Genomic DNA, 20165 nt, shown 5'->3' on the forward strand with positions numbered 1-20165 from the left:
GCCGGCGTCGGACGCGGCAGCAAGGCGCGCTGTAAGACATACGGTCCCGTTCACCCGTCCCCGGAACCCCGGCCTTCCCCGGTGCGCACCGAGCGGGCGCGGACGTGCACCCGTTCGCCCTGCGGACCGAAGATCGCCAGGAACTCGACCGGCTGCGGCCCCGCGTTCCCGAAACCGTGCGGCACCCGCGTGTCGAACTCCGCCGCCTCCCCGGGCGTGAGGACGAGGTCCTGGCCCCCGAGGGCCAGCCGCAGCCGCCCCGCGAGGACGTACAGCCACTCGTAGCCCTCGTGCGTGCGCTGCCCCGGCTTCGGATCGTCGGGGGAGCCGGGCGGAAGGATGTGCTTGTATGCGTGCATCCCGCCGAAGTAGCGGGTCAGCGGGATGTACGTCCGCCCGTCGCGGACGAACGGCCGGGGGTGCACGCGAGGGTCCCCCGTCTCCGGCGCGCCCACCAGCTCGTCCAGCCGCACCCCGTACGCCTTGGCCAGCGGGAGCAGCAGCTCCAGGGTGGGGCGGCGCCCGCCCGACTCCAGCCGTGACAGGGTGCTCAGCGATATGCCGGTCGATTCGCTGAGGGCCGCCAGCGTCGTGCCGCGCTCGCGCCGCAGCGCCCGCAGCCGGGGGCCGACCGCGTCCAACACGCTCGTCAGATCGTCGTCACTCACCCTTCCATTTGCCGCCTCGGCAACAATGTTTGTCAAATCGCGCGGATCCGCCCCACCATCGGCGGCAGAAGAGAGGTGAGGCCCGATGAGCCTTGTGGAGTACGACGTCGTGGTGGTCGGCGGGGGAGCGGCCGGGCTGAGCGGCGCGCTCACCCTGGGGCGGGCGCGGCGTTCCGTCGTGGTGATCGACTCCGGCACGCCGCGCAACGCGCCCGCGTCCGGCGTGCACACCTACCTGACGAGCGAGGGCATGCCGCCGGCCGAACTGCTGGCCACCGGGCGCGACGAGGTCACCCGCTATGGCGGGCGGGTCGTCGACGGGACCGTGACGGGGGCCGAGCGGGTGGACGGCGGGTTCCGCCTCACCCTGGACGACGGGAGCACCGTCACGGCGGCCCGGCTGCTGCTCGCCACCGGCCTCGCGGACGGCCTGCCCGAGGTGCCGGGGCTCGCCGACCGGTGGGGGCGCGAGGTCCTGCACTGCCCGTACTGTCACGGCTGGGAGTTCCGCGACAGCGCGCTCGGGGTCCTCGGCACGGGGCCGCTGTCCGTGGCGCAGGCGCTGCTGTGGCGGCAGTGGAGCGACGACGTGACGTACTTCCGCCACACGGCGCCGGAGCTGACCGCCGAGCAGAAGGAGCAGTTCGCGGCGCGTGGCATCCGTGTGGTGCACGGACGGGTGACGGAGGTCGTGGCCAAGGACGGGCGGCTCAGTGGCGTCGCCCTGGAGGACGGGCGTGTGGTGCCGTGCGACGGACTGGCCGTCGCCCCGTACGCCACCGCGCGTGTCGGCGTCTTCGCCGGCCTCGGCCTCGAACCGGTCGTGCAGGAGCGTGACGGCCACCCCATCGGCAGCCTCCTGCCGGCCGACACCACCGGCGCGACACCCGTGCCGGGCATCTGGGCGGCCGGGAACGTCACGAACCCGGCCCAGCAGGTGATCGGCGCCGCCACCGCCGGCGTCCTGGCCGGGGCGGCGATCAACGCCGACCTGATCGCCGAGGAGACCCGGCGGGCCGTGGCGGCCCACCGGGCGGGAAACCATGGAGGGGACAGCACGATGACGAAGCACACGCACGAGCACCGGGGGCGTGGGCCCTGGGGCGGCCTGGACGTCGAGGGTCTCTCCGAGGCCGAGACGTGGGACGCCTTCTACACGTCCATGCCGTCGATCTGGAGCGGCAACCCGAACGACGCCCTGGTCCGCGAGGTCTCCGACCTCCCGCCGGGCCGCGCGCTCGACCTGGGCTGCGGCGAGGGCGCGGACACGGTGTGGCTCGCGCGGCGCGGCTGGCGCGTGACGGGCGTCGACATCTCCCGCGTCGCCCTGGAGCGGGCGGCACGCCACGCGGCCGACGCGGGGGTGACCGACCGGATCGAGTGGCAGCAGCACGACCTCGGCGAGTCGTTCCCCGAGGGCTCGTTCGACCTGGTGTCGGCGCAGTTCCTCCACTCGTGGAGCGACATGCCGCGCGACCGCATCCTGCGCGCGGCGGCGGCCGCCGTGGCACCGGGCGGGACTCTGCTGATCGAGGGCCACTCGACGGGACCGTCGTGGGAGGAGGAACACCCCGACATCCACCTCCCGACCCCGTCGGAAGTGGTCGCGTCCCTGGAACTGCCGGACGACGAATGGGAGATCCAGCGGGCGGAACACCACGAACGGGTGCAGCTCAGCCCCGACGGCGAAGCGGGAACACGCACGGACAACACGGTGAAACTGCGCCGCCGCACACACTGACCCCACCCCGGAGGCCCGTCCACCCCCGGACGGGCCTCCGCCCGACACCCACTTGAGCTACGGTGCCCCCGGGACGAAGCGGCGGAAGGAGGCGTCCGATTGGCACGAAATGCCGGACTCAACGAAGTTCAGGATTTCGGCACTCAGCGCGACGGAAACCCGCAGTTCAGCGAGTGTGCTCCCCGCACGCGCGGGGATGGTCCCACCCACTCCGTCGCGGAGCCCGGGTCCTCGGCGTGCTCCCCGCACGCGCGGGGATGGTCCCGGACTGGGGTGCCCGTTGTCGGCGTGGTCGTAGTGCTCCCCGCACGCGCGGGGATGGTCCCTCCTCGTCGCGGGCCGCCCAGGCCGCGTCCTCGTGCTCCCCGCACGCGCGGGGATGGTCCCGACTCACCGAAGCAAGGCCGTTGGAAGCGACTGTGCTCCCCGCACGCGCGGGGATGGTCCCGTCCAGCCTGACACGAACGTGAACGCCAGCGTGTGCTCCCCGCACGCGCGGGGATGGTCCCGGAGCACACCAGATGACGTGGCGCAAGCCCGTGTGCTCCCCGCACGCGCGGGGATGGTCCCCCGCAGACCGGGCGCGCACAGCACGGCATCACGTGCTCCCCGCACGCGCGGGGATGGTCCCGCCCAGTCGAGCGTCGACTCCCCCACGGGCGTGTGCTCCCCGCACGCGCGGGGATGGTCCCGGGGTGCTTTGCGGAAGTACGAAGCACCAGGGGTGCTCCCCGCACGCGCGGGGATGGTCCCCGGCCCCGGTCGCGGACGTGCCGCAGCAGGAGGTGCTCCCCGCACGCGCGGGGATGGTCCCGGCATCGCCATCCGGGCCATTCGTCGCGGCACGTGCTCCCCGCACGCGCGGGGATGGTTCCGTCGGGGTCAGAGTTGTGTGTTTGGGATGTAGCCCAGGTCTACCGGCTGTGTTGGTGCTCTGCCGGTGGTGCGTACTGATTCCAGCAGGTCCGGTAGCTGTGGTGGCCACAGTGCTTCTGTTGCCGCCGCCAGTGCCTCCGGGGTCCACCAGCGCCAGTGCAGGATGCCGTCCTCCTCGTGGGCTGCCGTCAGGTCGCCCACCGGGTCGCGGCGTGGGCCGTAGGCCAGGAAGATGTCCTCGCTCTGCCGTACGGGCACTCCCGACCGTGTGTAGTCGTGCTCCCAGCGGCACAGTGTTCCGCGCAGTGTGAGGCCGCTCCAGCCCGTCTCCTCGCGTACCTCCCGTGCCGCTGCCGCCTCCGGGGTCTCGCCCGGGTCGAGGCCGCCGCCCGGGGGCGCCCAGTGGACGCCGACCTCCTCGTTGTCGTAGCGGAACATGAACACCGAGCCGTCGGGAGCGAGAACGGCGACGCGGGCCGCCTGTCGTGGAATGCGCACGCCGGTCATTCTGCCGACGCCGGCGGCAGCAGCGCGTCCACCATCGCGTCCACCTGGTCCCGCAGGTCATCGGCCGACGGCGGCGCGGACGCGCCCGAGCCCACCGTCGCGTGGAACAGCACGCCGTCGCACCACGCCACCAGCCACCGCGCGCGCCGCCACGGGTCCTCGCAGCCCGCCGCCGCCAGCAGGCGCGCCGCCATGTCGAGGAAGCCGTGGCCGAGCGCGTCGTACCGCTCCCGCAGCTCCGGACGGTGCGCGGCCTCCGTGGCGAGTTCCAGGCGCGCGAGGGTCAGCGCGCGCCCCTCCGTCAGCGCCGTGTGCAGGACGTGCGCGACCGCGCCCGTGAGCCGTTCGCGCGGGGTGTCGCCCACCGGCGGCGGGTACTCCGCCGCCTCCGCCTCCGCCAGCCGCTCCAGCGTCGCCCGCAGCAGCGCCGCACGCGTACGGGCGTGGTTCGACGTGGAGCCCGCCGGGAGGCCGGCCGCCTTGTCCACGGCGCGGTGGGTCAGCCCGCGCGGTCCGCGGGCGGCGAGCACGGTGATGGCGGTGTCGGCGATCAGGCGGGCGCGCGGCGAGGTCATGGACCGATCATGCCCCCACTACGCCGGTAGTGCCGGGAAGCGCGCGCACGACGACCCTGAGTGACGGTCGGCGGGCGCACTGTCGTTCCCGGCCGTCCGTCGGCCGGACCGGCGTTAAGAAGGCGTATGGGATTCCCGCGCGGACACGCTCCCCGCCGGCCGTCCCCGGGGGCGGGGGAGGATGCCGGACGGCCGGCACCCGGCCCGTTTCGCCTGGTAGTTGAGCTGCCGCGGGTGCGCTCCCGCGTGCTTCCGTGCGCCCGCCACCCGCCGGCGAGGGGCGTACGGGCGCTCCAGCGGCAGCCGTCACCGGGCGTCGCCGTCGGCGATACTCGCTCCTCGTGCCCACCGGATTGCATGCGACGACGGAGGTGCGCGGTCGTGACCGCCACTGAGCAGAGCCTCCTCATCCGCGAGGAGGCCCGCGAACCGGGCCGCCCGCCCCGGCGTCTCCGCACCTGGCTCCTCGAAGGACTGAGCGAGCGGACCGCCCGCCACCCGGGCCCGCACGCCACCCACCCCGTCAGGGAGAACGGCCACCCGTGGTGGCGCGTCATGTGCCTGACCGGCGTCGACTACTTCTCCACCCTCGGCTACCAGCCCGGCATCGCCGCCCTGGCCGCCGGGATGCTGTCGCCGCTCGCCACCCTCGTCCTCATCGGCCTCACGCTGCTCGGCGCGCTGCCCGTCTACCGCCGCGTCGCCAGGGACAGCCCGCACGGCGAGGGTTCCATCGCGATGCTGGAACGGCTGCTGCCCTGGTGGGCGGGCAAGGTGTTCGTACTGGTCCTGCTGGGCTTCGCCGCCACCGACTTCATGATCACCATCACGCTGTCGGCCGCCGACGCCTCCGCCCACGCCGTCGAGAACCCCCTCGCGCCCGGCTGGATGGAGCACGGCAACGTCTGGATCACCCTGCTGCTGATCGCGGCGCTCGGCGCCGTGTTCCTGAAGGGCTTCCGCGAGGCCATCGGGGTCGCCGTCTGCGTCGTGGGCGTGTACCTGCTGCTGAACGTCGTCGTGCTCGCCACCGCCGTGTGGCACGTCGCCTCCGACCCCGTCGTGGTGGACGACTGGTGGGCCGCCGCCCGCGCCGAGCACGCGTCGCCCGTCGCGATGATCGCCGTCGCCCTGCTGGTCTTCCCCCGCCTCGCGCTCGGCATGTCGGGCTTCGAGACGGGCGTCGCCGTCATGCCGCAGGTGCGCGGCGACGCCGGCGACACGGAGGAACGGCCGGCGGGCCGCATCCGCGACACCCGCAGGCTCCTCACGACGGCCGCGCTCATCATGAGCGGCGCCCTGCTGGTCTCGAGCCTCGCCACGACCCTCCTCATACCGGCCGAGGAGTTCGAGAGCGGCGGCGAGGCCAACGGGCGCGCCCTCGCCTACCTCGCGCACCAGTACCTCGGCGAGGCGTTCGGCACGGTCTACGACCTGTCCACGATCGCCATCCTGTGGTTCGCCGGAGCCTCCGCGCTCGCCGGGCTGCTGAACCTCGTCCCCCGCTACCTGCCGCGCTACGGCATGGCCCCCGAGTGGACGCGCGCCGTCCGGCCGCTGGTCCTGCTGTTCGTCGCGATCGCGTTCACCATCACCATCCTGTTCGAGGCCGACGTGGACGCGCAGGGCGGGGCGTACGCGACCGGTGTGCTGGTCCTCATGGTGTCCGCGTCGTTCGCCGTGACGGTGTCGGCGCGGCACCGCGGGCAGCGGCGGGCGTTCGCGGGGTTCGGCGTCGTGACGGCCGTCCTCGTCTACACCCTCGTCGTCAACGTGGTGGAGCGCCCGGACGGCCTGCGTATTGCGGCCCTGTTCATCGTCGGCATCCTGGTGACGTCCTTCGGGTCCCGCGTGCACCGCGCGTTCGAGCTGCGGGCGGGCGAGGTGACGCTCGACGCCGCCGCCGCCCGCATCGTCGACGAGGCCGCCGCCTTCGGGCCGCTGCGCATCATCGCGAACGAGCCGGACGGCGGCGACGAGCGCGCGTACCGGGCGAAGGAGACCGCCCAGTGCGAGGAGACGCCCATCCCGGACCGGAAGCACGTCCTCTTCCTCGAGGTGACCGTCGACGACTCGTCCGACTTCTCCGCCGACGTCACCGTGCACGGTGAGCAGTGCCACGGCTACCGCGTCCTGCGCGTACGGGGCGCCGCCGTCGCCAACGCCATCGCCGCCGTCCTGCTGCACCTGCGGGACCGGACGGGCGCCGTGCCGCACGCGTACTTCAACTGGACCGAGGGCCACCCCCTCGGGCACCTGCTGCGGTTCCTGGTGTTCGGCGACGGGGAGGTCGCGCCCGTCGCGCGCGAGGTCCTGCGCCGCGCCGAGCGCGACCCGGCCCGCCGGCCCCGCGTGCACGTCGGCTGACGGCGCCGCCGCGCGTTTCCCCCGCCGCGCCGCAGGGCACCCGCCCCCCGCACGCGGAACACCACGGAGACACGAGGAGGAGCGCGGCGCGATGACCGTTCCCGAGGAGAACAGGCCCAAGACCGACAGCACCGACGAGACCCTGGAGCGGCGCGCGGGCGAGCGGCCCCGCACCGGGCGCGAGGGCGAACCGGGCCGTGGCGGAGGCAGCACGATGCGGGAGGCGCTGCGGGACGCCGACGTGAAGCCCGAGGACTACGACCGGGGGTGAGCGGCCGGCACGCTCCGGGGCCGGGGCCGGCGGTGATCCGCCGGCCCCGGCCGCCGTGTCAGCGGGTGCCGGTCAGCCCGCCGGTCACCGCCAGGATCTCGCCCACGGTGAAGCTGGAGTCCGCCTCGGACGCCAGGTACACGTACGCCGGCGCGACCTCCTCCGGCTGCGCCACCCGGTGCTCCGGGTCCTCGCTGCCCAGATGCGCGAGGCCGTCCTCGGGCATGCCCTGGTCGGCGACGTTGAGGACGGTCCACGTCGGCCCCGGCGCCACGACGTTCGCCCGTACGCCCTGCTGCGCCAGGTGCGGGGCGATCGACTTGGTGAAGGCGATGAGCGCCGCCTTGGACGCCGCGTAGTCGATCATCGTGTCGCTGCCCTTCAGCGCCTCCTCCGACGCGGTCGCGATGACCGCGTCGCCCTCGCCGAGGTGCTTCCTGGCCGCCATGACGAGGTGGAAGTACGCGTAGACGTTGGTGCGGAACGTCCGGTCCCAGTTCTCGTAGGTCAGGTCGGCCAGGTCGAGGGTGCTGTTGAGGAAGGCGGCGTTGTTCACGAGGACGTTGAGGCCGCCGAGGTCCCGCACGGTCCGCTCCACCGCCTCCGCGCAGAACGACGCGTCGCACAGGTCGCCGGGCAGCAGCAGGCAGCGGCGGCCCGCCGCCTCGATGCCGCGCCGCGTCTCGTCGGCGTCCGGCTGCTCCTCGGGCAGGTGCACGATGGCGACGTCCGCGCCCTCCCGCGCGTACAGCAGGGCGACGGCCCGGCCGATGCCGGAGTCGCCGCCCGTGATGAGCGCGACCTTCCCCGCGAGCTTCCCCGAGGGGCGGTAGTCATCGGCGCGGTAGCGGGGGCGCGGGGTCATGTCCCGTTCGAGGCCGGGGCGCTGCTGGCGCTGGCGCGGGTACGGGGGCGCAGGCTCCTCGTCGTTCCGCGGCGCGGTGTCGTGATCCATGGGACGGCCCTCCTGCCGGATATCTCCTGATCGTCACTGGTTCACCGGTTTCCGGTGGCCGCGGTGGCAAACGCCCCGGCCCGTGCGCCGCGTTTACCGCCGGGCGCGCCGGACACCCGCCCGGTCGGCGACGCCGCGCACCGGACGCGCGGTGCGGTGAGGAACGGAAGGGGCGGACATGAGTGACGACACCCCCTCGCAGGCCGAGGGCGAACGCGACGACAGCGACGGCTCCGACCCGCGGCACCCGGCGGGGGAGCGGGCCGGGCATCCGGAGCCCCGCAGGCCGCCGTCCCAGGCGGAGGGCGACCGCGACGACGGGGCGGACGACGACGGCTGAGCAGGCCGTGTCCTGGCGCGGAGGCTCCGGGCGGGGCGCCTCGGCCGGAACACCGGACAAGGAGCCGCTGTGGTCCGTGCCGGAACCGCGGGAACTCCGGACGAGTGATCGCCGCCCAGTGGCAGAACCGCCCGCATCCTCGGTCGGCCGGGTCCGGCGAAACCCAGTAGCTCTTCGGGGCCTGGTCTGCATACGTTCGACCGCATGGCTGACGACTGCTTCGGGCATCCGCGACTCGCCGCGATCTACGATCCGCTCGACCCCGACCGCAGCGATCTCGATGCCTACCTCCGGATCGTGGAAGACGCGGGGGCGCGTCGGGTCCTTGACATCGGCTGCGGAACCGGGGTGTTCGCCCTTCTCCTGGCCGACCGCGGGATCGATGTCGTCGGCACCGATCCCGCCCGGGCATCCGTCGATGTCGCCCGGGCCAAACCGGGCAGTGAGCGAGTGCGCTGGATCTGCGGTGACGCCACAGCCCTCCCGCCACTGCAGGTCGACCTCGCGACGATGACGGCGAATGTCGCCCAGGCCATCGTCGGCCCGGATGCCTGGCGGAAGACGCTGCGGGGCGCGTACGAGGCACTGCGGCCCGGCGGCCGCCTGGTCTTCGAGACCCGTGATCCGGCCAGAGGCGCCTGGGAGGAGTGGACCCGTGAGAACTCCTACCGCGTGACGGAGATCCCGGCCATCGGCTCCGTCGAGAGCTGGGTCGACCTGATCGAGGTGAGCCTGCCCTTGGTGACCTTCCGCTGGACCTACGTCTTCGCGGCGGACGGACAGGTCATGACTTCGGACTCCACACTGCGCTTCCGGGAGCGAGCAGAGGTCGAGACGGACCTGGTCGCCCACGGCTACGCCGTTGAAGACGTTCGCGATGCGCCCGACCGGCCGGGCAAAGAGTTCGTCTTCCTCGCACGACGCCCCTGACCCGGTGATCCATGCTGCGCGGACTTCGATGGCACACGCTCGAAGCGCGGCGGGCACAGGGCAGCCCGCGGGGAACTGACGGCCCGTCATTTTTTTCGTTCGACCGGCAACGAACTGAATGGCGCCTGCGTGCGTCCGTGAAGGGCAAGAGGCGCGCGACGACCGTACGCCGGGCGGCCGCAGGCGGCCCCCGGCCCGTCGCATAGTCTCAAGCCCCATCCCGGCACGGCCCTCGGGCCGTGACCACCTGCACCGAAAGGACAGCGCGTTGAGCCAGCCGCCTCCGCCCCCGCCGCCCGGCAGTTCCGGCCCCTACGGCCAGAACAACCCCTACGGCGGCCAGAACCCGCCGCCGGACCAGAACCCGTACGCGCAGCCCACGCAGCCGGGCGTGCCCGCGCAGCCGGCGCAGCCCGCCCAGCCCGGTCCTTACGGCCAGCCCAACCCGTACGGCGGTGCCCCGTACCCCGGTCCGGGCGGGCAGCCGCAGTCGGGCGGTTCCGGGAAGAGGATAGGCATCATCGTCGCCGCGGCCGTGGTCGTCGTGGCCGCCGTGGTCGGCGTCGTCGTCGCGACGAGCGGTGGTGACGACAAGGAGGACGACGCGGGCAGCGAGGGCACCAGCCAGGGGACCGGCGGCGACTCCGGCGGCGATTCGGGTGGCGATTCGGGTGGCGACTCCGGTGGCGACAGCGGGGGCGACACCGGAGGCGGTGACACGGGCACCGTCTACGAGATCTCCTTCCCCGACACCAGCGGCGACTACTGGAAGCAGGCCGACTACAACGCCTTCTCCCTCGACAGCACCGCCCTGGACGGAGTCGGCCTCGAGTCCGGCACGAACCTCCGCGCCACCTACTTCAAGGGCCTGAGCCTCGAAGAGGCGTCGCAGCTCTCGAGCCTGGAGGACCTCGGGACCCGCGAGGTCGTCACCCTCGGTGTCAACACGTGGACGGGCACCGTCACGGACCCGGCCGCCGCCGCGAGCGCGATCCTGGCCGCCGGCGCCGAGGCCGGCTCGATGACGCCCGTCGGGGAGCCGGAGGAGGTCCAGCCCAGCGGTCTGGACGGCGCTTCCATGCTCTGCCAGCAGGTGGAGGCCGTCGACCCGACCGTCGGGCTGACGGTGGAGGTCCCGATCTGCGCGTGGGCCGACAGCTCCACCGGCGGCTTCACGGCCTTCCAGCGGCAGACCGGCAGTGGCACGATCGAGATGACCACGGCCGAGGCGGCCGAGGACGCCGCCGCGCTGCGCGCCGACGTGCTCGTCGCCCAGTGAGGCGGTGAGGCACGGCTCCGCCGTGTGACGCCCGCCCGGGCGACCGGGCGGGCGGAGCGCGGGCACGGTCGCCGACGACCGGGAGGGATACGCGGGTGGACAGCCGGGCGCGGGAGATCCGCCACCGCTTCGCTTCACTGACGACCGCGCACGTGGCGGACGCGTGCCTCAGGACGGGAGTCCCCGTACGGTGCGCGCCCGCCGGGCTGCGGCCCGTCGTGCCGGGCAGCCGCGTCGCCGGCCGGGTCGTGCCGGCGCGGCACGCCGGCAGCGTGGACGTGTTCCTGGAGAGCCTGGTCACCGCCCGGCCGGGTGACGTCCTCGTCGTGGACAACGGCGGCCGGACGGACGAGGCGTGCGTCGGTGACCTGGTGGTCCTTGAGGCCAGGGCCGCCGGGCTCGACGGCGTCGTCATCTGGGGGCTCCACCGTGACACGGCGGACATCCGTGCCATCGGCCTCCCGGTGTTCAGCGCCGGCGCGCTGCCGGCCGGCCCGCGGCGGCTCGACGACCGCGCCCCGGACGCGCTGACGGCCGCCGGGGTGGGGGAGTGGACCGTCGGCCGCGAGGACCTCGTCCTCGGCGACGACGACGGCGTGCTGTTCGTCCCGGCCGCGCGCGCCGGGGACCTCCTCACGGCCGCCGAGGCGCTCCGCGACACGGAGCGCCGCCAGGCCGGCCTCATCCGCGCCGGGACGACCCTGCGCGACCAGGTGCGGTTCGACGCGTTCCTCGCGCGGCGGGCGCAGGAGCCGGACTGGACGTTCCGTCAGCATCTGCGGTCGGTGGGCGGCGCCGTCGAGGAGTGAGGCGCTCAGTCGTCGCCGAGCCGCTGGAGCGTCCACGCGGTCAGCGCGCCGTAGGCGGCGTGCGGTACCGCGTCGCTCAGCCAGTCGGACGCCCCCCAGGACCGCGGGTCGGTCACCCGCAGCAGCGTCATCGGGCCGCTGCCGGCCACCATCGCGACCAGCGCGGCCGCCGTGCCGCCCGCGACGAGGCCGGGCCGCCACCCGGCGGAGCGCCCGAGGCCCAGCAGCGCGCCGGTGCCGACGCCCGCGGCGAGCCCCATGAGCGGGCCGAGGCCCGACACCCGGTGGGAGCGCGTGTCGCCGTGGCCGGGCACCGGGACGTGCGTGACGTCCGACAGCTTCTCCACGGTCTGCTCCGGTGTCGAACTGGACGGCCGGCCGCGCAGCGCCATGTCGGCGTACGTGACGGCGTTGAGCGCCGTCGTGCCGGCCGCGCCGGCGACGGCCCCGCGTGACACACCCCGGACACAGGCCCGGGCACGATCGGACAGCATGCGGACTCCCTCCGGATCTCCTCCGAGGCTACGTCCGCCGCCCCGCCCCCGCCTCCCGGCCGGCCCGCCGCCGTCAGGCCGCGACGACCCCGTGCCGTTCGCGCGGCCCGCCCCCGGCGAACACCAGGACCGTCACGCCGGCGGCCAGCAGCAGGAGCGCGGCCAGCGCCGGGACGAGCGGCACCAGCGCGCCCGCCGCCAGCAACGCCGGGCCGCCGACGAGCAGCAGCGGCGACGGCCGCCGCCCCACCCGCAGCAGGATGGCCGCCGCCGCCAGCAGGAACACGCCCGCGCCGCCCGGCAGCGCCCAGGCGACGATCCCGTGCAGCGGCTCGGACAGCCCGTAGTGGTGCTCGTCCGCGATGTGGTGCAGCGCGGCCTTCTCACCGAGCGAGGTCAGCACGATCCCGGCGACGAGCGGCAGGTGCAGGAACGTGTACACGTCGCGCCCGAGGGCCGTGCGCGCCCCGTCCCGCAGGGCGGTCAGCCGGTGCTCGGCCGCCTCGTTCACCATCCGGAAGTACACCCGCCACAGGCCGGCGAGCAGCAGCAGGCCCGCGACGGACGCGATGAGCACCGGGCCGCTCAGTGGGAACCCGCGCATCCCGAAGCCCATGGCGATGATCGACTCGCCCAGCGCGATCATGACGATCAGGCCGTGCCGTTCGGCGAAGTGCCCCGGCGAGGAGACGCGCCAGCCCGACGAGCCGGTGACGTAGATCCCGACGTAGTCGACGGCGACGGCCGCCAGCCACACCAGCACCTGCGCGGCCCCGGACAGCGTGCTGCCCGCCAGCAGCAGGACGAACGGCGGGGCGACGGACAGCAGTGCGGTCCTGCGCAGGGTGCTGCGCAGGGCCGCGTCGTCCGGGCTCGACACCCAGTACGACAGGAGGTGCAGCAGCCGGACGGCCCCGTAGCACAGGACGAACACCAGCGGGACGTGCAGGCCGCCCTCGCCGTCCGCGTAGACCTCGGGGACGGCGAGCGACACGATCATGAGGACGGCCATCACCGCGAGCAGCACGGAGAACAGGCCGCCGGTGTCGGCGCGCACGACGTTCCCGAGCCAGGCGAAGCAGCACCAGCACCACCACAGGAGCGCCAGGACGACCATGCCGCCGAGCATCCGCAGGGCCGACGGGTCGTCCGCCATGAGCGCAGTGACCTGCGTGATGGCGTACACGAAGACCAGGTCGAAGAACAGCTCGGCCGGGGTGACCCGGTGATCCTCGCCCGTGGCGATCATCCGGGAGTTCCGTATGCCTGGGGGCACTGTCCACCTCTGTCGTCAACCGGCCTTGATCGATAGGAGGTTCGCAGCTTACCCACCCCGCGGCGCGGCGCCCCGGGGCGCCGGGGGCATGATGGGCGCCGTCGTGACGGGAAGCGGGGAGGTGCCGGGAGGCGTGGAGATACGGCTGCTGGGCACCGGTTCCGCCGACGGCTGGCCGAACCCGTGGTGCACCTGCCGCTCGTGCGCCTGGGCGCGCGCGACCCCGGGCGCGGAACGCGGGCAGACGACGGTCCTCGTGGACGGCACGCTGCTCATCGACACGGGCAGCGCGCGGCGTTCCCGCGTCCCGCTGGACCGCGTGCGGACCGTCCTGTTCACGCACGCGCACCCCGACCACGCCGACCCGCAGCCCCTGCTGTGGCGGCAGTACGCGGAGGCGCGCCGCGGGGCCGAGGCGCCGCTGGAGATCGCCGGGCCGCCGGCCGCGCTCGACCTGTGCCGCGACTGGGTCAGGCCCGGCTCCCCCGTCACATGGACGCCGCTGACGGCCGGTCAGTGCGTCCGCCTCGCGAGCGGCCACCGGGTCCGCGCGCTGGCCGCGGACCACTGGCGCGGCGACCCGTACGTCGGCCCTGCCCTGCTGTACGCGGTCGACGACCGGCTCCTCGCCGCCTGGGACACGGGGGAGAAGCTGCCCGACGTCGAGCACCCCACGTACGACGTGGTGCTCCTCGACTGCAACGACGGGCTGCGCCCCGGCACCGGGGAGCACCACGACCTCGCCGCGTTCGCCCGCACCGTCGCGGCCCTCCGCGCTCGGGGCGCCGTCGGGGAGCGGACCCGGGTGGTGGCGGTGGCCCTCGGCTGCGCCAACCCGCCGGGCCCCGAACTCGATGCGATCCTCGCGCGGTGCGGGGCGAGCGCGCCGTTCGACGGCACGGTGCTGACCGTGCCGCCGGACGGGGCGGGCGTCAGTGGAACTGCTCCTCCTCCGTCGAGCCCGCGAGCGCCGTCGTCGACGCGTCCGGATTGACGGCCGTGGCCACGAGGTCGAACCAGCCGGTGCCGACCTCCCGCTGGTGGCGCACCGCCGTGAAGCCGTCCCGCTGGGCGGCGAACTCCCGCTCCTGCAGGTCGACGTACGCGGTCATGCCGTCCCTGGCGTAGCCGCTGGCCAGGTCGAACATGGCGTGGTTCAGCGAGTGGAAGCCGGCCAGGGTGATGAACTGGAACCGGTAGCCCATCGCGCCGAGTTCGCGCTGGAACGCGGCGATCTGCCGATCGTCCAGCGCGGCCCGCCAGTTGAACGACGGCGAGCAGTTGTACGCCAGCATGCGGTCGGGGTGCGCGGCGTGGATCGCCTCGGCGAACGCCCGCGCCTGCCCGAGGTCGGGGGTGCCCGTCTCCATCCACAGCAGGTCGGCGTAGGGCGCGTACGCGAGTCCGCGCGCGATGGCGGCGTCGAGGCCGCCCCGCACGCGGTGGAAGCCCTCCGCCGTCCGCTCGCCGGTGGTGAACGGGGCGTCCCGTTCGTCGACATCGGTGGTCAGGAGGGTGGCGGCGAGCGCGTCGGTCCGCGCGATGATCACCGTCGGGACGCCGGCGATGTCGGCGGCCAGCCGGGCGGCGCCCAGGGTGCGGATGTGCTGGGCCGTGGGGACGAGCACCTTCCCGCCCAGGTGGCCGCACTTCTTCTCGGACGCGAGCTGGTCCTCGTAGTGGATGCCGGCCGCGCCCGCCGCGATCAGCGCGCGGGTCAGCTCGAACGCGTTGAGCGCCCCGCCGAACCCGGCCTCCGCGTCGGCGACGACCGGCACCAGCCAGTCGGTCGGGTCGGTGCCGCCCTCGGCGGTCGCGATCTCGTCCGCCCGCAGCAGGGCGTTGTTGACACGGCGCACCGCCTGCGGCACGGAGTTCGACGGGTACAGGCTCTGGTCCGGGTAGGTCTGGCCCGCCTGGTTGGCGTCGGCGGCGACCTGCCAGCCGGACAGGTAGACGGCCCTGAGGCCCGCCCGCACCTGCTGGACGGCCTGGCCGCCGGTCAGCGCGCCGAGCGCCGGCACGTAGTCCAGCTCGTGGAGCTGCCGCCAGAGCCGTTCGGCGCCCCGGCGGGCGAGCGTGTGCTCCTCGTGGACGGTGCCCGACAGCCGCACCACGTCCTCGGCGGTGTGGCGGCGCTCGACCCCCCGCCAGCGCGGGTCCGTCGCCCAGTGCCGCGCGAGCCGGCCGGCCGCCGTGCGCGTCCCGGTCCCCGTGATCGTGCCCGTCATGACTTCTCCTCCCGCCGCGTCGCGCGCCGTGCGGTGGGCGCGCGAACGACTGTCACTCCGTGCCAGTGAGGTGCGGTCCCGGCGGCTCGCGCCGCATCGCCGACGGAGTCGGCCGGAGCGCGGTGCGCCCGGGGACTCCTCAGCCGATCCCTTCGGCTGTACGGTTTTCGGGACATCGTGTGCCGGTTGCTCCACCCGCGGGGCGGAGGGCACACCATCGACTGTGGCAGTGGCACTCGGTGTCAGCAACCGTGGGGCGGCGCCAATTTCCGCGCATCGTCCGGCGCCCCCGTGCCACATCCGCGAAGACGTCACGGTCACCGAGGAGGTCCGGCATGAGCGGCATCCACGCGGGCGCCAGGCTGCGACACCTGCGCGAGGAACGCGCCCTCACCCAGGCGGAACTGGCCCGCCGCCTCGGCATCTCGCCCAGCTACCTGAACCAGATCGAGCACGACGCCCGGCCCCTCACCGTCCCCGTACTGCTGCGCCTCACCGAGACGTTCGGCATCGAACCGGGCTTCTTCGCCGACCACGACACCGGCCGGCTCGTCGCCGAACTGCGCGAGACGCTCGCCGCCGAGGTCACGGCCGGCCGGGTCACCACCGGCGACCTCACCGACCTCGCCTCCCGCCTGCCCGCCGTCGCCCAGGCCCTCCTCGACCTCGGCCGCCGCAACCAGGACCTCGCCCAGCGGCTCGCCCCCGGCCACGGCGACCCGGGGCCGCTCCCGCCGGCCGCGCCGCACGAGGAGATCGGCGCGTTCTTCCACCGGCGCCACAACTACCTGCACGAGACCGACCTCGCCGCCGAACACCTCGCCCGCGAGATCGGCGTCCGCCCCGGCGAGGCCCCCCGCGCCCTCGCCAACCGGCTGGGCGCCCGCCACGGCGTGCGGATCGCCCTGGACGCCGCGCAGCCCCACCACTACGACCGCGCCACCCGCGTCCTGCACCTCTCGCCCCGGCTGCGCCCGGGACAGCAGGCGTTCCGCATGGCGGTCCGCCTCGCCGTCGCCGAGCACGGCGACGCGCTGTCGGCCCTGGCCGCCGAGGACTTCCCCGAGGGCACCGACACCTGGTCCCTCGCGCGGACCGCCGTCGCGCACTACTTCGCCGCCGCGCTGCTCCTGCCCTACCGCGCCTTCCACGCCGCCGCCGAGGCGAGCCGGTACGACGTCGAACGCCTCGCCGCCCGCCACGGCCTCGGCTTCGAGACGGTCTGCCACCGCCTCGGCACCCTGCAGCGGCCCCGGCTGCGCGGCGTCCCGTTCTCCCTGGTGCGCGTCGACCGCGCCGGCACCGTGACGAAACGCCGGTCGGCGACCGGGTTCCCGTTCTCCCGCTCCGGCACCTGCCCGCTGTGGAACGTCCACGAGGCGTTCGCCGCGCCCGGCCGCGTCCACGTCCAGGTGACGGTGCTGCCGGACGGGCGGCGGCACCTGTGGATCGCCAGGACCGTGACCCGCCACCGCGGCGGCTGGGGCGAACCCGGCGCGACGTTCGCCGTCGGCCTCGGCTGCGAGGTCGGGCACGCGGGCCGCCTCGTCTACTCGGACGGGCTCGACCTCACCGACGCCTCGGCCGCCGTCCCCGTCGGCCCCGGCTGCCGCGCCTGCGAACGCCTGGACTGCGTGCAGCGCTCCGTGCCGCCGCTCGGCCACCGCCTCGCCGTCGACCCGGACCGGGGCACGTTCGTCCCCTTCCCCGTGCGCGGGGGGCCGGGCGACGGGCGGCGGTGAGCGGCGCCTCAGCGCCCCAGCCCTTCGACGGCGAGCGCCGCGGCGCCGGCGATCAGCGCGTCGTCGGGCTCGGCGTCCTCGGTGTCCCGGCCGGACAGGACGGCGATCACGAGGGGCGCGCCGCCGTCGTCCGGCCACACCACGGCGATGTCGTTGCGGCCGCCGTACCCGGCGCTGCCGCTCTTGTCCGCGACGGTCCAGCCGTCGGGGACACCGGCGGCGATCAGTGTCCCGCCGGTGGTGTTGGTGGTCATCCAGTGCCGCAGCAGCCCGCGCTCGTCCGGAGCGAGGGCGTCGCCGAGCAGGAACGCCCGCAGGCTCCCGGCCAGGGCGCGCGGCGTGCTGGTGTCACGGGTGTCGCCCGGCGCCGCCTCGTTCAGGTCCGGCTCGACGCGGTCCACCTCCGTCACGCCGTCGCCGAGGCCGCGCAGGACGGCCTCAAGACCGTCAGGACCGCCGAGCGCGTCGAACAGCAGGTTGGCTGCGGTGTTGTCGCTGTACCGCAGGGCGGCGGCGCACAGGTCGCGCAGGCTCATCCCGGTGTGCACGAAGTCCTCCGTGACGGGAGCGTGGGCGAGGAGGTCGTCCCGCGTGTAGGTGATGACCCGGTCGATGCCATGCGTCCCGTACGCGCGGAGCACGGCGCCCGCCGCGAGTGCCTTGAACGTCGAGGCGTAGGCGAACCGTTCACCGGCGCGGTGGGTGATCTCCCGTCCGGTGCCCGTGTCCAGGGCGTACACGCCGAGCCTGGCGCCGTACTCCGCCTCCAGGTCCGTGAACGCCCGCCCGGCGTCCTGCCGACCGCACGCGGCCAGGGCGAGGAGCACGAGCAGGGCGGCGGCCCGGCGCGCTCCCGGTGGCTTGCTCATGGCCCTGTCCTCCCCGGCCGTGACCGTGCCCGAACCGGCCGTGCCGCCGGAATTCCCGGCCGGCACGGCCGGCCGCCGTCCCGCCTACCGGCCGGCGGGCAGCCACACCCGCATGGGGCCGTCCTCGCGGTTCGCCCACAGGTGGTACGGCACGGCCGTCAGCGTCAGTGGCTCGCCGCCGGGCTCGGGCCGAGGCTCGGACGCCGGGGTGTACGGCCACCACGCGGGGCCGCCGCCGGCCCCCACCGCCGGGCGGGGCCGTACGCGGGCCGTGGCCGTCACGGCGACCACGCCCCCGAGCAGGTCGGGCCGGTCCACGGCGGTCAGGCCGGCGGACGGGTCCACCACGAGGTCGTCGAGCCCGGTGCCCGGCGGCAGGCCGGGCTGGTCCAGGTGCTCGACGGCGTACACGAGCGGGCCGCGCTCGATCGCCACCGTGCCGCGCACCGCGTCCACGCGCGGATCGGCACGCGTGAACCGGGGCGCCATGTCCAGGTTGAGGACGAGCGTCTCGCCCGGCGACCATGCGCGGGTGACGCGCGCCCAGCCGTCGCGCGCCTCCGCGTCCGGTGCCGCCGTCCCGCCCTCCAGGGCGACGCTCCACTCGCCCGCCGACCAGTGCGGCACGCGCAGGGCGAGGGTCCAGGGCGTCGAAGGGGCGCGTTCGACGGTGATCCGGATCCGGCCGTCCCACGGGTAGTCCGTCGAGACGGACAGCTCCACCGGGCCGCCCGCGAGGTCGGCCGCCAGCCGGCCCGTGGCGTACTGGTGCACCGAGAACTCCGACCGGTCGGCGGAGACGGCGGCCAGGTAGTGGGGGAGGGAGGCCAGCAGGCGCATCACGTTCGGCGGGCAGCAGGCGCAGTGGAACCACGGCGTGCGGCGCGGCTTCGCGCCCTCCTGCTCGGCCCAGCCGTCCCGTACGTGCAGCGGGTTGTCGTACAGGTAGCGGTCACCACTCAGCGACACGCCGCACAGCACGGCGTTGTACAGGGTCCGCTCGATCAGGTCCGCGTACTTCGCCTCGCCCGTCAGCAGCGCGAGGCGCCAGCTCGCCTGCACCGACGCGATGGCGGCGCAGGTCTCCAGGTAGCCCCGGTCTGCGGGCAGTTCGTAGGGCGCCCCGAACGACTCGTCCGCGTGCCGCGCGCCGATGCCGCCGGTGATGTACGTCTGCCGCGTCACCATGTCGGTCCACAGCCGCTCGGCCGCCTCCCGCAGCTCCGCGTCGCCCGTCTCGGTCGCCACGTCGACGGCGCCCGCGAGCAGGTACATCTGGCGCACGGCATGACCGGTGACGGCGGGCGCCTCGCGCAGCGGCGCGTGGTCCTGGAAGTAGCCGGGGCGCCCGATGCCGCGCGCCGGCCCGTCGCCGGGCGGGTTGCCGAAGCGGTCGACGAACCAGCGGGCCAGCTCCGTCCACCGGGCCTCGCCGGTCTCCCGCGCCAGCTCGACGAGGGCGGTCTCGATCTCGGCGTGGCCGTCCACCGCGTCCACGGCCCGGCCCGACGCGGCCGGGCCGAACGTGTCGGCGATGTGCTCGGCGAACCGCGTCGCGACATCGAGCAGCTCCCGGCTCCCGGTCGTCCGGTGCAGGGCGACGGCGGCCTGCACGAGGTGGCCGGCCGTGTACAGCTCGTGGCTCCACCGCAGGTCGCTGAAGTGCGGGACGTCGGGCTCCGCCACCTGGTAGAAGCTGTTGAGGTAGCCGGACTCCTCCTGGGCGCGCGCGAGGAGCGCGGCGAAGTCCGAGATCCGCTCCCGCAGCCCGGCGGCGAGGCCGGGGTCGGTCGCGGGGTCGCCGAGCTGCCAGGCCGCGGCCTCCAGCCACTTGTGGACGTCGCTGTCCTGGAACGGCAGCCGCGCGCCGGCGAAGCCGCCGGTGAGCCGGTCGCCGGCGCGCCGCAGGTTGGCGAGGTTCCCCGCCTCCGCCAGGCGGTCGGGTCCCTGCGGGATGCTGACCCCGGCGTTGACCGCGCGGCGCCCGGCCCACAGGCCGCCCGTCACGGTGGCCCGCACGTCGGGACGCAGCGCGGTGCGCGCGTCCGTTCCCGGCCGGACGGGTCCCGGCGCGGCGGGCGGCGGCGTGGACGGTTCCGATGACATGCGGGCTCCAGCGGGTGTGCGGGGCGGCTCCGGGGGTGCCCCGGAGCCGTCGCCGGGTGGGAAAATCCGGGAAACGAATGGTTCCTGTTTCCCGGGCAGGCTAGGAGCGCGTCCGGCGGGGCGTCAACA

18 protein-coding genes and 1 CRISPR repeat array are annotated in these 20165 nt (G+C 74.7%); of the genes, 9 read left to right on the forward strand and 9 right to left on the reverse strand.

Annotated features, from left to right (window positions below):
• Nucleotides 1-50 precede the first annotated feature (50 nt).
• A complete protein-coding gene (locus EMA09_RS26165) occupies nucleotides 51-668 on the reverse strand; it encodes an XRE family transcriptional regulator (RefSeq protein ID WP_129843422.1) in 618 nt (205 codons plus the stop codon).
• Between the two features lie 85 nt (nucleotides 669-753).
• On the opposite strand from EMA09_RS26165, the gene EMA09_RS29525 reads away from it, so the two are divergent.
• Nucleotides 754-2409 (forward strand): bifunctional NAD(P)/FAD-dependent oxidoreductase/class I SAM-dependent methyltransferase, encoded by a 1656-nt coding sequence (locus tag EMA09_RS29525; RefSeq protein ID WP_129843423.1) that lies wholly within the window; start codon nucleotides 754-756, stop codon nucleotides 2407-2409.
• A 175-nt stretch (nucleotides 2410-2584) separates the two neighbouring features.
• Nucleotides 2585-3284: direct repeats of the CRISPR family, unit length 29 nt; unit sequence GTGCTCCCCGCACGCGCGGGGATGGTCCC.
• A 7-nt stretch (nucleotides 3285-3291) separates the two neighbouring features.
• Here the strand turns inward: EMA09_RS29525 and EMA09_RS26175 are convergent.
• Together EMA09_RS26175 and EMA09_RS26180 are read right to left on the reverse strand one after the other, a co-directional pair.
• Nucleotides 3292-3783 carry an NUDIX domain-containing protein gene (locus EMA09_RS26175; protein WP_129843424.1) on the reverse strand — a complete coding sequence of 164 codons (492 nt, stop codon included), beginning with the start codon at nucleotides 3781-3783 and terminating at the stop codon, nucleotides 3292-3294.
• 5 nt (nucleotides 3784-3788) lie between these two features.
• Nucleotides 3789-4367: a TetR family transcriptional regulator C-terminal domain-containing protein gene (locus EMA09_RS26180; protein WP_129843425.1), complete on the reverse strand. Its 579-nt coding sequence runs from the start codon at nucleotides 4365-4367 to the stop codon at nucleotides 3789-3791.
• Nucleotides 4368-4922: 555 nt separating this feature from the next.
• Here EMA09_RS26180 and EMA09_RS26185 point away from each other — a divergent pair.
• Entirely contained in the window at nucleotides 4923-6734 is a 1812-nt protein-coding gene (locus tag EMA09_RS26185) for an amino acid transporter (protein WP_240796731.1), read from the forward strand.
• Nucleotides 6735-6825: 91 nt separating this feature from the next.
• Nucleotides 6826-7005: a hypothetical protein gene (locus tag EMA09_RS26190; protein WP_129843426.1), complete on the forward strand. Its 180-nt coding sequence runs from the start codon at nucleotides 6826-6828 to the stop codon at nucleotides 7003-7005.
• A gap of 58 nt (nucleotides 7006-7063) precedes the next feature.
• Here the strand turns inward: EMA09_RS26190 and EMA09_RS26195 are convergent, their stop codons facing one another.
• Nucleotides 7064-7960, reverse strand: a complete 897-nt coding sequence (locus tag EMA09_RS26195) for an SDR family oxidoreductase (RefSeq protein WP_129843427.1) — start codon at nucleotides 7958-7960, stop codon at nucleotides 7064-7066.
• Between the two features lie 178 nt (nucleotides 7961-8138).
• Here EMA09_RS26195 and EMA09_RS28550 point away from each other — a divergent pair, with 178 nt between their 5' ends.
• From EMA09_RS28550 to EMA09_RS26210, 4 genes are all read left to right on the forward strand, one after another.
• Entirely contained in the window at nucleotides 8139-8300 is a 162-nt protein-coding gene (locus tag EMA09_RS28550; RefSeq protein WP_168220809.1) for a hypothetical protein, read from the forward strand.
• A gap of 204 nt (nucleotides 8301-8504) precedes the next feature.
• Nucleotides 8505-9230, forward strand: a complete 726-nt coding sequence (locus EMA09_RS26200; protein WP_129843428.1) for a class I SAM-dependent methyltransferase — start codon at nucleotides 8505-8507, stop codon at nucleotides 9228-9230.
• A gap of 268 nt (nucleotides 9231-9498) precedes the next feature.
• A complete protein-coding gene (locus EMA09_RS26205; protein ID WP_129843429.1) occupies nucleotides 9499-10509 on the forward strand; it encodes a hypothetical protein in 1011 nt (336 codons plus the stop codon).
• Nucleotides 10510-10625: 116 nt separating this feature from the next.
• Nucleotides 10626-11318 carry an RraA family protein gene (locus EMA09_RS26210; RefSeq protein WP_206306100.1) on the forward strand — a complete coding sequence of 231 codons (693 nt, stop codon included), beginning with the start codon at nucleotides 10626-10628 and terminating at the stop codon, nucleotides 11316-11318.
• Between the two features lie 5 nt (nucleotides 11319-11323).
• Here EMA09_RS26210 and EMA09_RS26215 read toward each other — a convergent pair whose 3' ends face one another.
• Nucleotides 11324-11812, reverse strand: coding sequence for a hypothetical protein (locus tag EMA09_RS26215; protein ID WP_129843431.1), 489 nt, complete (start codon nucleotides 11810-11812; stop codon nucleotides 11324-11326).
• Nucleotides 11813-11885: 73 nt separating this feature from the next.
• Entirely contained in the window at nucleotides 11886-13061 is a 1176-nt protein-coding gene (locus EMA09_RS26220) for a low temperature requirement protein A (RefSeq protein ID WP_129843432.1), read from the reverse strand.
• A gap of 160 nt (nucleotides 13062-13221) precedes the next feature.
• Here EMA09_RS26220 and EMA09_RS26225 point away from each other — a divergent pair, with 160 nt between their 5' ends.
• Nucleotides 13222-14082, forward strand: a complete 861-nt coding sequence (locus EMA09_RS26225) for an MBL fold metallo-hydrolase (RefSeq protein WP_168220810.1) — start codon at nucleotides 13222-13224, stop codon at nucleotides 14080-14082.
• Here EMA09_RS26225 and aceA read toward each other — a convergent pair.
• On the reverse strand, nucleotides 14021-15319 hold the full coding sequence (aceA, locus tag EMA09_RS26230) for an isocitrate lyase (protein WP_129843434.1): 1299 nt from the start codon (nucleotides 15317-15319) through the stop codon (nucleotides 14021-14023). The two genes, EMA09_RS26225 and aceA, sit on opposite strands and share 62 nt — an antisense overlap.
• 335 nt (nucleotides 15320-15654) lie before the next feature.
• On the opposite strand from aceA, the gene EMA09_RS26235 reads away from it, so the two are divergent.
• Nucleotides 15655-17061: a short-chain fatty acyl-CoA regulator family protein gene (locus EMA09_RS26235; RefSeq protein ID WP_129843435.1), complete on the forward strand. Its 1407-nt coding sequence runs from the start codon at nucleotides 15655-15657 to the stop codon at nucleotides 17059-17061.
• A gap of 8 nt (nucleotides 17062-17069) precedes the next feature.
• Here the strand turns inward: EMA09_RS26235 and bla are convergent, their stop codons facing one another.
• Nucleotides 17070-17930 (reverse strand): class A beta-lactamase, encoded by an 861-nt coding sequence (bla, locus tag EMA09_RS26240; RefSeq protein WP_129843436.1) that lies wholly within the window; start codon nucleotides 17928-17930, stop codon nucleotides 17070-17072.
• Nucleotides 17931-18014: 84 nt separating this feature from the next.
• Complete coding sequence (locus EMA09_RS26245) at nucleotides 18015-20036, reverse strand: beta-L-arabinofuranosidase domain-containing protein (RefSeq protein WP_129843437.1); 2022 nt, start codon at nucleotides 20034-20036, stop codon at nucleotides 18015-18017.
• Nucleotides 20037-20165 lie beyond the last annotated feature (129 nt).

This window comes from Streptomyces sp. RFCAC02 (assembly GCF_004193175.1).
Taxonomy (GTDB): domain Bacteria; phylum Actinomycetota; class Actinomycetes; order Streptomycetales; family Streptomycetaceae; genus Streptomyces.